This is a genomic window from Acidisoma sp. L85 (assembly GCF_009765865.1).
In the GTDB taxonomy this organism is placed as follows: domain Bacteria; phylum Pseudomonadota; class Alphaproteobacteria; order Acetobacterales; family Acetobacteraceae; genus Acidisoma.
Genome location: NZ_LMUQ01000073.1, coordinates 311,289 through 324,042 on the forward strand (window position 1 = coordinate 311,289; position 12,754 = coordinate 324,042).

Annotated in this window: 10 protein-coding genes, 1 tRNA gene and 1 pseudogene; 6 read left to right on the forward strand and 6 right to left on the reverse strand. The window is 64.4% G+C overall.

What is annotated here, in order from left to right; genetic code table 11:
* From GSQ83_RS25025 to htpG, 6 genes and pseudogenes are all read right to left on the reverse strand, one after another.
* On the reverse strand, positions 1–1,691 hold a 1,691-nt coding region (locus tag GSQ83_RS25025; protein ID WP_158805568.1), incomplete at its 3' end, for a glycoside hydrolase family 15 protein.
* Positions 1,692–1,802: 111 nt separating this feature from the next.
* A tRNA-Lys gene (locus GSQ83_RS25030) sits at positions 1,803–1,878 on the reverse strand.
* Between the two features lie 145 nt (positions 1,879–2,023).
* Positions 2,024–2,410 (reverse strand): MarR family transcriptional regulator, encoded by a 387-nt coding sequence (locus tag GSQ83_RS25035; RefSeq protein WP_158805569.1) that lies wholly within the window; start codon positions 2,408–2,410, stop codon positions 2,024–2,026.
* Between the two features lie 219 nt (positions 2,411–2,629).
* Entirely contained in the window at positions 2,630–3,637 is a 1,008-nt protein-coding gene (locus GSQ83_RS25040) for a M17 family metallopeptidase (protein WP_254065894.1), read from the reverse strand.
* Between the two features lie 21 nt (positions 3,638–3,658).
* Positions 3,659–4,051: pseudogene (locus tag GSQ83_RS31510) on the reverse strand (hypothetical protein); the annotation flags it as partial.
* Entirely contained in the window at positions 4,051–5,976 is a 1,926-nt protein-coding gene (htpG, locus tag GSQ83_RS25045; RefSeq protein WP_158805685.1) for a molecular chaperone HtpG, read from the reverse strand. The gene htpG and the pseudogene GSQ83_RS31510, both read right to left, overlap by 1 nt.
* 152 nt (positions 5,977–6,128) lie before the next feature.
* Here htpG and GSQ83_RS25050 point away from each other — a divergent pair, with 152 nt between their 5' ends.
* The 6 genes from GSQ83_RS25050 to GSQ83_RS25075 all read left to right on the forward strand — a co-directional run.
* Positions 6,129–8,618 carry a helicase-related protein gene (locus GSQ83_RS25050; protein ID WP_158805571.1) on the forward strand — a complete coding sequence of 830 codons (2,490 nt, stop codon included), beginning with the start codon at positions 6,129–6,131 and terminating at the stop codon, positions 8,616–8,618.
* Positions 8,615–8,989, forward strand: coding sequence for an RNA-binding S4 domain-containing protein (locus GSQ83_RS25055; RefSeq protein WP_371418074.1), 375 nt, complete (start codon positions 8,615–8,617; stop codon positions 8,987–8,989). The genes GSQ83_RS25050 and GSQ83_RS25055 overlap by 4 nt, the downstream gene beginning before the upstream one ends.
* A 688-nt stretch (positions 8,990–9,677) precedes the next feature.
* On the forward strand, positions 9,678–10,010 hold the full coding sequence (gene fdxA, locus GSQ83_RS25060) for a ferredoxin FdxA (protein ID WP_158805572.1): 333 nt from the start codon (positions 9,678–9,680) through the stop codon (positions 10,008–10,010).
* Positions 10,007–10,477, forward strand: coding sequence for a RidA family protein (locus GSQ83_RS25065; protein ID WP_158805573.1), 471 nt, complete (start codon positions 10,007–10,009; stop codon positions 10,475–10,477). Before fdxA ends, GSQ83_RS25065 begins: the two co-directional genes overlap by 4 nt.
* 98 nt (positions 10,478–10,575) lie before the next feature.
* The gene (locus GSQ83_RS25070; RefSeq protein ID WP_158805574.1) at positions 10,576–11,754 is read left to right on the forward strand and encodes a GNAT family N-acetyltransferase; all 1,179 of its coding nucleotides are present in this window, start codon (positions 10,576–10,578) and stop codon (positions 11,752–11,754) included.
* 159 nt (positions 11,755–11,913) lie between these two features.
* A partial coding sequence (locus tag GSQ83_RS25075) for a 2-dehydro-3-deoxygalactonokinase (protein WP_158805575.1) occupies positions 11,914–12,754 on the forward strand: 841 nt, incomplete at its 3' end.

Sequence of the window (12,754 nt, forward strand, 5' to 3'; positions counted from 1 at the left end):
TATTCCTCCGCGAGCAGCCCGACATCATTGGAGATGGCGAGCAGCCGGTTGAACAGCGCCTCCGCCTCCTCCGCCCGGCCCTGCAGGGCGTAGTTGTCGGCCAGCCAGAAGCTGCAGGCCAGGAACACGCCCTCACCGGGCGGCAGCCCATCGGTGCTGCGCCGCGTGTCATAGCGCAGCACAAGCCCGTCCTCCACCAGCCCTTGCTCAATGGCCGCAACGGTGCCGAGCATGCGCGGGTCGTGCGCGCTCAGGAATCCGGTGCGAGGAATCAGCAGCAGGCTGGCATCGAGCTCATCGCCGCCATAGACCTGCACGAAGGCATTCAAACTCTTGTTGAAACCCTTCTCCAGGATCTCCACCCGCAGCGCCTCCCGGTTCTCCCGCCAGGTCTCCAGATCGCCTTCCATCCCATAGGTCTCGGCGTCGGAGATGCAGCGGTCCAGCGCGCTCCACGACATGATCTTGGAGAAGACGAAGGGCTGGCGGCCGCTGCGCACCTCCCAGATACCGTCATCGGGATCGCGCCAGATCTGACAGAGGTGGTTGGCGAGGGCCCGCTGCATCCCCCAGCCGGCGGGCAGGTCGGCAAGACCCAGGCGGCGGCCTTCCGACAAAACCGCCATGACCTCGCCATAGACATCGAGCTGAACCTGCTCCGATGCGGCGTTGCCGATCCGCACCGGGGCGGAATTGGCATAGCCAGGCAGCCAGGGCGCTTCCCACTCCGTCAGCCGCCGCTCGCCGCCGATGCCATACATGATCTGGATCTGGTCCGGCATCCCGGCAATCGCCCGCAGCAGCCAGTCCCGCCAGGCTTTCGCCTCGGTCAGATACCCGGCGCGCAGGAAAGCACCCAGGGTCAGCGTCGCGTCACGCAGCCAGCAGAAACGATAATCCCAGTTCCGGTTGCCGCCGAGCTGCTCCGGCAGCGATGTGGTGGCGGCCGCCACAATGCCGCCGGTGGGCGCATAGGTCAGCGCCTTGAGGGTGAGCAGCGAGCGTTCGACGGCGGCGGACCATTTGCCCTCGTAAACGGCCGAACCCGCCCAATCGGTCCAGAACTGCTCGGTGCTGTGATATTCCGCCTCGAAGTCCGGCCGTTCGGGCGGATCGAGATGCGACGCGTTATGGACCAAGGAGAACACCTGCCGCTCGCCGGCGCGCAGCGTGAAACTCACGGTGGTCGCCAGATGGTCGTTGAGCAACTCGATGGCGGAAAACAGGCTGACCCGGTCAGGCCCGCAGATGCCTTGGATACCCGTATCGTCCGGTAGGCGCGTCACCCAAGGGATCGCGGAGCCATAGTCGAAGCGCAAAGTGAGATCGAGCCGCAGCTCGACTTCCCCGCGGATGCCCTCGGCGATCCGGATGATGGCCGTCTCATTATGGCCAACCGGCATGAAATCAAGAACGCGAGCCTCGCCCTGATCCGTCACGATTTTAGTCTCGAGGATCATGCTGTGCGGCAGATAGACGCGACTAACCCGTGCGCCCTCAGCCGCGGCGCCCAATCGCCAGGAGCCATGCTCTGGGGTCCCCAGCAGTGCAGCGAGGCAGGCATCGCTATCGAAACGGGGGAGGCACAGCCAATCAATCGACCCGTCGCGGCTGACAAGGGCGCAGGTGTGGCAGTCCCCGATGATCGCATAATCCTCGATCAGGGGCTCGCGCCCGGTCACTTCCACCATCCGTCACGCTCCCGCTCTATGGTCAGCCTAGCTGGCAACGGCCAGCCATGGTTCGCCAGCGGGAAAAAAGTTCGTATCGGAACCGGACCGGCCCACGAAAGCCCGCGAGGGTGGTGGGCGCACAAGGACTCGAACCTTGGACCCGCTGATTAAGAGTCAGCTGCTCTACCAACTGAGCTATGCGCCCTCGGGCCGCCGTATAACAACGCTAACCCAGTCTGTGAAGCCTCCCCCCGGCGATATGTCGCGCCACGGGACTCGTAGCCTTTTATCGCTGAGATTCACTGACGTTGCGGAGAAGTCTGAACGGCGACCCATCGGCCCCCGTCATCTCAGCCGGCAGCGGCGCGTCTTGTCGCGGCCTCGTGACCGGCGGCCTTGCCGTTCGCCGCCTCGTTCATCACAACGCGCAAATCGCGAAGGAAGGCGGAACCCTTCAGGGTTTTTTGCACGAGCACGCTGCGACGATCCGCGGGATCGAGTTTGCGCCGCACCAGTTCGAATTCGGTCAGGCGATCAAGCGCGCGCGTGATGGCTGGCTTTGAGACCTCGAGATCCGCCGCCAAACCACGCACGGTATGCGCTTTGTCGGTCAGATAGCAGGTTAGGAATACTCCGAGCTGCCGCGCTGAGAGATCAGGCCCATCCCGACGGACAAGAGCCACAATCGTATCGCGAAGAACGCCAATAAGCTGGTCCGATGACTGACCGGCTACCATTTCTCAACCCTTTCATGGCAGGACGGTTTGAACCCCCGCCAAATACTTCGAGACCCCGAGGGTCCCCTTTGGCTGCCTAGCCTCGCCGTATGACTAGCGAAACTGGGGACAACCCAGTGTATGTTGTGCCTTGCTGAAAAGACAGCAATTTTCAGGTGGCATTACCCGATTTTAATACAACTCCGAAACCGTTCTCCATACGTAAGAAAATCAACTAGTTTAGTGACCCGCAGAACACCTCTCCTCTGCAAACTGGCGTATCGCGGCAGCAATGCTGCGAACACCCGGCGCTTCACCTCCCTCCGGACGGGCCGGACGAGTGGTGTCGTTCCACGCGTAAAGATCGATATGCGCCCAAGGAATCCGTTGCGGAACAAACCGCTGCAGGAAAAGGGCCCCAACAATGGCGCCTGCAAGAGGTGATGCCGAAACGTTGTTCAAGTCCGCGACGGCGCTATCAAGCCATCCTTCATAGCCTGGCCAAAGCGGCAGCTGCCAAAGCGGATCGTCCTCGCTGGATGCAGAGTGCACTAGACGGTGACTCCATTTCTCATCCGACGAGAACAGGGCTGGGATATCTGGACCAAGTGCCGCGCGTGCGGCCCCTGTCAGGGTAGCAGCGTCAAGAATGAAATCTGGCCCTTCAGCCACTGCGTCGGTGAGAAGATCACAAAGAACGAGACGTCCTTCGGCATCGGTATTGCCCACTTCCACGGTTTTCCCGCTGCGTGTCCTGAGAACATCGAGCGGGCGCATCGCAGAGCCCGACACGCTATTCTCGACGCAGCCGATGCGCAACGTCATCTCGATCGGTAGATCCTCGGCCATAATTACGGCAGCGACCGCCATCAGCACGGCGGCTCCCCCCATGTCCTTCTTCATGCGCAGCATGGAGGAGGACGGTTTCAAATCATAGCCGCCGCTGTCGAAACAAACGCCCTTGCCGCAGAGTGCGATCTTAGGAGAATGCTCATCCGCCCGGCTACCGCGCCACCGCAGGATCGCGACGCGCGGCTTCCGGTCAGATCCACGACCGACAGCAGCAATTGCCGGATAAGATTCGCTAAGCTCCTCTCCTGCAACGATGTTAGCCTTCGCACCAAAACCTTGCGCTAAAGTTACCACGACCTCCGAAAGCTCCTCAGGGCCGAGGAGGTTTGCAGGCATGTTGACGAGATCCCGTGCCATCCAGATAGCGCGTGCCTGCGTGCCTGCGCTGCTCATCATAGGGTGTTCCAGCAAAGCGGGGCGCTTCACCTCGGACTTGAGATCGTTGTAGCGGTAGGCTCCTAGACAATACCCAAGTGCAGCGGCGGAGGGATCAGCGGTTCCCTCTGCCAGGCGCCAGCGGGAGAGGGCAGGCAGCGCGTAGGGCAGTGCGCCGAAAGGCGCGCCGCCAACCGTTTCCCCCAATCCGAGCAAGGCTGTGACACGGCCGTCGGCCGCCAGCGGAAGGATTTGCACGGTGCCGCTTTTCGCGGCGAAGCCCGTGAGCTTCAAGAACGCCGACTGCGCTGGCGCCAAACAATCAAGGGCTGCGGCAAGCTCGTCGGGGCGCAGCGCACGGATGAGGTGAACGGGCGCGTTCTCCGAGTCGCTGTCCACGGGCGGATCGAAGAGGCAATCCAAAGGGCGCAGCATCAGCCAGCATCTCCAGGCGCCGAACCGGTCACTTTTGCGGTCATCGCAGCGACGACACGGCGGATGAAGGCCGCCGGGGCGCGCGGCGCATCGCCCTCCTGCACCAGCGCTAGGTCGAGCAGCAGGCGCGCTTCCTCAGCGACCGACTCGCCGCCGGCGGCGCGAGAGGCGAGGGCGGCGATCCAGGGATGACCCGCATTGACCTCCAAAACCTGCGTTGCGCCCCAGGTCGGCCGGCCCGCGCGGCGGAGCAGCCTTTGCATATGGAGATCGGCACCGCCCTCGGCGCTGGCCAGCATCACCGGGCTCTCGCTGAGGTGCGCAGCCTGCCGAACCTCGGAAACCTCGTCGCCCAGCTCGGCCTTGATCGCCGCGAGGAGTGGCGCAATCGCCTCGTTCGGCTCTTTCTTCGCCCCGAGATCGGCCCCCGCCTGACGAGCATTCCGGACAGGCTTGTCGGCATAGGTCCCGAGTCGCTCGGGCCAAAACGCATCGATAGAGTCCGACAGCAGCAGAACCTCGTAACCGCACTTTGTGAATCCTTCGAGAACGGCGGCGCCGCGCAGCGACTCGATATCCTCGCCCGCCAACAGATAGATCGCCGGCTGGTCCGGTTTCATGCGCGAGACATAATCGTCGAAGGAGGTCCAGCCGGTTTCCGTCGAGGAACGGAAGCGGAGCAGAGGAGCGATATCGGCACGAGCGGCGCCATCCTCCCAAAGCCCCTCCTTCAGAACGCTACCGAAATTCTCCCAGAAACTCAGATAGCCGTTGGCGTCGGCTTTCTGTGCATCCTCACTCTCTTCGGTTGTCGGCGCGGCCGCAGCGGGGGGCGTCTTGGCGCGCGTCTTCAGTTCCGTGAGCACGCGGTTGACGATCGCCTTCCGCATCCGTGCCATCAGCGGCGTCGTCTGCAGCATTTCGCGCGAAACATTGAGCGGCAGATCCTCAGTATCCACCACGCCCTGAACGAAGCGCAGCCAAGGCGGCAACAGCTCCGCCTCATCGGTGATGAACATCCGCCGGACATGGAGTCGCAGCTTGCTCTTGCGATCGCCCTCAACAGGATCGAAGGGCTTGCTGTCGGGAATGAAGAGCAGAGCGGTATATTCCAGGGCTCCTTCCGCCCGCCAATGCATCGTTGCCCAGGGCTTGTCGAAGATATTGCCCAGGTGGCGATAGAAGCCGAGGTAGTCCTCCTCGGTCAGCTCGCTCTTCGGCCGCCGCCACAGCGCTGTGCCCTCGTTGGCGGCCTCCGTCTTGCCGTCATGAACAAGCTTGAGGGGCACGCTAATGTGATCCGCCCAGCGGCGTATGATTGTCTGCAGCCGCGAGGGCTCCAGGAACTCCTCCGCATCGGACTTCAGATGTAGGATGATATCCGTTCCCGCCGTCGCACGCTCCGCCGCGGAAAGCTCGAAACTGCCGCGCCCCGCGGATCGCCAGCTCCAGGCTGCCGATTCGCCGACCCGGCGAGAGATCACCTCGACCCGCTCCGCCACCATGAAGGCCGAGTAGAAGCCGACGCCGAATTGGCCGATGAGGCTGGGGCGTTCCTCCGGGTTCGCGTCCCGGATGGTGTCGCCGAAAGCGCGCGTTCCTGACCGCGCGATGGTGCCGAGGTTGCTCGCGAGTTCCTCCCGGGTCATACCGAGACCGTCATCCGAGATCGTGATCTGCCGTGCCGCCTTGTCCGGCGCGATGATCACCGCCGTATCGGGCGGCAGGGCCAGAGCGGGCTCGGTGAGCGCCTGAAACCTCCTGCGATCGATTGCATCCGCTGCATTAGCAACCAGCTCCCGCAAGAAAATTTCACGTTCCGAATAGAGTGCATTGACCACCAGGTCGAGCAGCCGGCCGACCTCCGCGCTGAAGGCGCGGGTCTCGGTGCCGCCCTCGGCGCCCGCCGCATTTCCGTCCCGCATGGTCTCCGCCGTCCCGTCGCTCATTCTTTCCATCCTTAGGCTCAGCGTTCTATGTGCCGCTGGTCGTTGTCATTTCAACCTGATTCCTGCGGCGCGCCATATCAATCTGCTCGCACTTGCAAACTCTTCGTTAAGCACCCAGAAAAGAAGCCATGCAGGGATTTTCCCCGCGAGTCCGCGCGGTTCTAGGTCCGACCAATACGGGCAAGACGCATCTCGCCATGGCTCGCTTGCTGGCCCACGCCTCCGGCATCATCGGCTTTCCCTTGCGACTCCTCGCGCGAGAAAATTACGACCGGATGGTCGCCGAGAAGGGCGTGCGATTCGTTGGACTGATCACCGGCGAAGAGAAGATCATCCCGCCAGAGGCGCGGTGGTTCTCCTGCACGGTGGAAGCCATGCCACTTGATCGCGCTGTGGAATTTGTCGCGATCGACGAGATTCAACTCTGCGCCGACCCGGATCGCGGCCACGTCTTCACTGACCGGCTCCTGCGCGCCCGCGGCCTCGTCGAGACCATGGTGATGGGGGCGGAGACCATCCGCCCGCTCATTCAGCGCTTGGTCCCCGATATTCAGATCGAGACCCGGCCGCGCCTCTCGAAGCTGGTCTATAGCGGCCCGGCCAAGCTCACCCGCCTGCCGCCGCGCAGTGCCGTCGTCGCCTTCTCGGCCGCCGAGGTCTATGCGATCGCCGAAATGATCCGCCGCCGCCGCGGTGGCTGCGCTGTGGTGATGGGCCGTCTTTCCCCGCGCACGCGCAACGCTCAGGTGGCGCTGTATCAGGAGAAAGAGGTCGATTTCCTTGTGGCCACGGATGCCATCGGCATGGGCCTCAATATGGACGTGGATCATGTCGGCTTCGCCGGCATCTCCAAATATGATGGCCACCGCCTGCGTCGCCTGACCGCGCCCGAGACGGCGCAGATCGCCGGCCGCGCCGGTCGCGGCATGCGGGACGGCACCTTCGGCAGTACCGCCGATTGTCCAGCGCTCCCCGAGGAACTCGTGCGAGCCGTCGAGGCGCATGACTTCGAGCCGCTCGACCAGCTCTGCTGGCGCAACAGCGACCTCGACTTTGCCTCGATCGATTCGCTCCTCGCCACGCTGCAAACCCCGCCGCCGCGCCGTGGCCTGGTGCGCGGCAACGATTCCTCCGACCTGCAAACTTTGGCCGCCCTGTCGCGGGATGACGCTGTGCGCGCGAAAGCCCGGGGACCCCGTCGCGTGCGGCTATTGTGGGAAGCCTGCCAGATCCCGGACTTCCGCAAGATCACCGATGACAGCCATGTCCAGCTCTGTGCCCGCATCTTCGGCCATGTCGCTGATGGCGGGCACCTGCCGGTCGACTGGATCGCCGCGCAGATGGACCGCCTCGATCGTGTCGAAGGCGATATCGACACCCTCATGCAGCGCCTCTCGGGCGTGCGTGTCTGGTCCTATGTCGCGGCGCGCGCCGACTGGGTAAAGGACGCCGCCCATTGGCAGGCGCGGGCGCGCGAGATCGAGGACCTCATTTCCGACAGCTTGCATGAGAAGCTCATGCACCGCTTCGTTGACCGCCGGGCCGCGCTCCTCATGCGCCGGCTGGAGGAAAGCGAGGGCCAGGATCTCCTCTCCGCCGTCACCGCCCGGGGCGAGGTGGTGGTCGAGGGCCATTCGGTCGGCCATGTCGCGGCCTTCACCTTCATCCCCGATCCGGCGGCGGTCGGCGGCGAGCGCCGCATGGTGCTGCGCGCCGCCCGCCGTGCCCTCGGCGAGGAAATCCCCCGCCGCGTCGCCCGCCTCGAAGCCGCCGGCGACGAGGCTTTCACAAGAACCCCCAACCACCGTCTGCTCTGGCAGGAACAGGAAATCGCGCGGCTGCGGCCGGGCCATTCGGTGCTGCGGCCGATGGTCGAGGTGGTGGCAAGCGAATTCCTCGACGGCCCGATGCGTGAGCGGATCCGGCGACGACTGCAAAGCTTCGTCGATGCCGAGATCGCCAGGGTTTTCGCGCCGCTCTTTGTGGCGGTCGGCGCCCCCGTGCCCCCCGCCGCGCGAGGTTTGCTGCACCGGCTGAGGGAAGGGATGGGCCTCGCGGCCGCGCAAGGCGAGGACGAGCAGCACGGCGCGCTACGTCTCGTCGGCGGCCGCTTCGCCTGGTTCCTGCCGGCTCTGCTGAGGCCTGCGGCGATGGCATTGCGCGCCTCGCTTCTCGCTCTGGCCAAAGGCGTCGAAACGCCCGCGCTCCCTCTGCCGAGCCTGACATCCATCGCCGCTGAACAGCCTTGGCCGGAGGGCTTCGCAACCGCCTTGGGCTGGGTCTCGGCCGGACCGGTACTTCTGCGTCTCGATGTCGCCGAGCGGCTGGCGGCCGAACTCCAGCGCGCCGCGGGCAGGCGCGGCAATCAGGCGCCTCTCCCGCCAGGACTCGCCTCGCGTCTTTCCCTCCGCGCGGAAATGCTGCCGGCGGTGCTGCGTGGCCTCGGTTTCCGCCTCCAGCCGGCGGCGGGGCTCAGTCCCGAGACCTACGGTCCGCCGATGTCGCCCGTTGTCACCTGGCGGCCCCGTCCGCGCATCACCCCGGGCACGGATCGCGCTCAGTCGGGCGCCGGTCCCTTCGCGTCTCTTGCCGTCCTTCGCCAGAGCGGCCGCCGTTGAGCTCGTCGCGACCCGCTCTCGCCGAACGGCAGCTCGAGGGCCGCGACTGGCAGCGCCTCGACCTCTGGCTATGGTGCGCGCGCGTCATGAAGGCGCGCTCGGATTGCGCGCGGCTGGTGGAATCGGGCGGCGTCCGCCTCAATTCGCAACCCACGGCTAAGGCCCATGCCCGAGTGCGGCCGGGCGACGTAATCACCCTTGGCTTGCGACAAGAAGTGCGAGTGCTGCGAGTTATCAGTTTAGCCGAGCGGCGAGGACCTGCGCCAGTGGCGCGCATGCTCTACCGGGAAATTGCTGAGTTGACGCCAACATCCGAGCCCGATGTCGCTGATCGCGAAGACTACGGACCCCGCGAAGTCACCGAGATTTAACCTCCTGATCGTTATCATTGCGAAGCCGCCCAATCGCGGAATAGCAAGCATACGCCGCCTGTTTTGCGTTCCACCTTTGGCTGCAACGTAAAAACGAGGAAGGCACAACCGTGGTTCAGCCCATTGACCGGAATGACGTACGCAACGCATTCAACAAAGAAGCACCGACCCAATTCGAAACCAAAAAAAGACAAATCAGCCTAAACTAGTCGACAGTGGCAGGCAGGTTGCATCGGCTGGTGGAAAGCAACGATTTAAGGAAAGACCCGAAGGGCCTAAAGACGCAATGGGGAGAGCTTCGCAGATAGTGCCGGAGTTAGCTCTGGAGGATTCGCCACTGCTGAAGAAAGAAGAAGATCATTTAAAGGAAATAATGTTTAAGATATCGACGAAATATCCACTTGTACATATCGCGCAATTTCTTCCCGGAATGGCCTCCTTAACCGACTTGACTCCACCGCGCGACATCCGCGCATTCATTAGAAATTTTGATGCTTGGGAGTATCGGCTCGCAATTGGGGGTATCCCCCGACGGGGGTACCACCTTCCAACGCTACCGCTTTGATCCCGGAATCGCGCTAGGCGCGTCGACACGGCACCTTGCGCTCCCGGCCACCCGGCGGCATATCCCGCCGTCGTGGCACCTCCATCCGGGGGCGTCGCCCTTTTGCCTATCCGGGAGCGCCGTATGACCTACGTGGTCACCGAAGACTGCATCAACTGCCTGTTCAAGGACTGCATCGAGGTCTGCCCCGTCGATTGCTTCTACATCGGCAAGAACATGATCGTGATCAACCCGGACGAGTGCATCGATTGCGGCGTCTGCGAGCCCGAATGCCCCGCCGAGGCCATCCTGCCTGACAGCGACGACCGCGCCACCGCCTGGGCGGAACGCAACCGCACCTTCTCGACCCAATGGCCCAATATCACCCGCAAGGGCACTCCGCCCGCCGATGGCGAGGACTGGAAGGGCAAGCCGGGCAAGGAAGCCCTCTTTTCACCCGAGCCTGGAACACCATGACGATGGCCACGATCGAAAGCCGCCTCGCCGAACTCGGGATCACCCTGCCGGAGCCGCCGGCGCCGGTCGCGACCTACGTCCCCTTCACGATCCACCAGGGCGTTGTCACCATCTCCGGCCAATTGCCCTTGCGGGACGGTGCCTTGCTTGCCACCGGCAAGCTCGGTGCGGAGGTCTCGGTTGAGGCAGGTAAGGCGGCGGCGCGCGCCTGTTTCATCAACCTGCTCGCCCAGCTACGCGCCGCCTGTGATGGCGATCTCGGCCGGGTAAGGCGCGTGCTCCGTCTCGGCGGCTTCATCGCCTCCACACCCGACTTCACCCAGCAAGCGGCCGTGATGAACGGCGCCTCGGACCTGGCAGTAGAGATCTTTGGCGACATCGGCCGCCATGCCCGCTCGACGATCGGCGTCGCCGTCCTGCCGCTGGATGCCGCCGTCGAGGTCGAGGGCCTCTTCGCGATCGGCTGACCGCCGAGCGAGGAGCGGCCGGAGCCCCGCGCTAGCGGATGATCCGGCTACGGCTCCCGTCGCTTCCAATCCGGCGGCGGCGACCTTATGTCAGCCCTATGCCGGATGCTGCCAGTTTCACTCTCTCGCTCCACAGCAGCATCCACGAGATAGATCCCGCCGACTGGAACGCCTGCGCCGGCAGCGACAACCCCTTCGTCAGCCACGAATTTCTAAGCGCCGTCGAGGATAGCGGTTCTGCGGGCAGCCGCACCGGCTGGCTCCCCCAGCATGCGGTCCTGCGGGATGAGGCGAATGCCGTCGCCGGTATCGTGCCGATGTATGCGAAGTCGCATTCCTACGGCGAATATGTCTTCGATCATGGCTGGGCCAATGCCTTTGAGCGGGCAGGCGGCAGCTACTACCCTAAGCTACAGGCTTCGGTTCCCTTCAGCCCGGTGCCGGGGCCGCGCCTGCTGCGTCGTCCAGGCTCGCGCGTGCCCTTCGCGGTGCTGGGCCAGGCCCTCGCTCAAGCCTGCCGGGAACTCGACCTCTCCTCCGTCCACGTGACCTTCTGCGAGGAGCGGGAGTGGGAAGCCCTCGGTGATGCCGGCTGGCTGCAGCGTATCGGTGTCCAATTTCACTGGGCCAATGCCGGCTATGCCAGCTTCGACGACTTCCTCGGCGCGATGTCCTCCCGCAAGCGTAAGGTCATCCGGCGCGAAAGACGCGATGCCCAGGCGGCGGGCCTAAGCTTTCGCACCGTCCGAGGGCACGAGATCACCAAACCGATGTGGGACGCATTCTTCGGCTTCTACCAATCGACCGTCGATCGCAAGTGGGGCAGCGCCTATCTCAGCCGCCGCTTCTTCTCCATGCTAGCCGAGCGGCTCGGCGACCGCGTCGTTCTCATGCTCGCCTATGACGGCCAAAAGCCGGTGGCCGGCGCGCTCAACCTCGTCGGAAGCGACGCGCTCTATGGTCGCAACTGGGGTTGCCGAGGCAACTGGCCCTTTCTCCATTTCGAGCTCTGCTACTATCAGGCCATCGACTTCGCGATCGCCGAGGGCCTCTCGCGGGTCGAGGCCGGCGCGCAAGGCGAGCACAAAATCCAGCGCGGCTATCTGCCGAGCACCACCTATTCGCTCCATTGGATCGAGCACACGGGCCTCCGCCGCGCCATTGCCAGTTTTCTGGAGGAGGAGCGGCCCGCGATCCTCGCCCATATGGAAGACCTGGCAACGCTCTCGCCCTTCAAGCGGGACGGTGACGGTTCACCGCTCGGCTCGGAGACCTAGCAAGTCTCTCATAGCAAAGCGGAAAGCACGTCTCGCTGGCTTTGTCTTGTCGGCTTTTTGGCGCCCGCTGGATGAAGTTCTGACCGAACGGCGCCGGTGGCTTGCTGCTCGGGATGCTGTATCTCTACCTCAAGGTCTGAACGGATTGAGGATCAGCGCATGATCGGCGTCGATTGGGGAACCAGCAGCTTCCGCGCCTACCGCATGCGCGACGGGCAGGTTGTCGACAAGCTTTCAGCCGTTTCCGGCCTGATGACGATCGAGGCGCGGAAATTCGCCGAGACCCTGCGCAAGGCCGTGCTGCCCTGGCTGAATGCCGGCGAACGCCAGGTGCTGCTGTCCGGCATGGTCGGCAGCCGCCAGGGCTGGGTCGAGGCGCCCTATCTGCCTTGCCCGGCAAGTGTCGAGACGCTGGGCGCCTCCGCCGTCCGCGCGCCCTTCGATGGCGCCGAGGTACTCATCGTTCCCGGCGTCAGCAGTGAGGATGCCGCCGGCGTCCCGGAAGTCATGCGCGGCGAGGAGACCCAGATCCTCGGCGCTCTATCGCAGATCGGCGTGGGCGGCACAGTCTGCCTGCCCGGCAGTCACGCGAAATGGGCGGTGGTGCGGGACGGCCGCATCCTGCGCTTCGCGACCTACATGACCGGCGAGGCTTTCGCCGCCTTCAGCGCCCATACCATTCTCGGCCGCATGATGAAGGCGGATGCGCCCGCAGATCCGGCGGCGCTGCGACAAGGGCTGCGGCGGAGCGCCGACCCTGGCGGCTTGCTGCGCCATCTCTTCGGCGTCCGCACGCTCGGCCTCTTTGACCGCCTCAACGAGAACGCGGCGGCCTCCTACCTTTCCGGACTGTTGCTCGGGCATGAGGTGCGCGCCGCCTTGGCCGATGCCCAGGATGCCGGGCCGGTGCTACTGATCGGTGACCCGACGCTTTGCGGCCTTTATCTCGATGCCATTCGCTTCTGCGGCGGCGATGCCCATATAGCGGCGGGGGGACCCG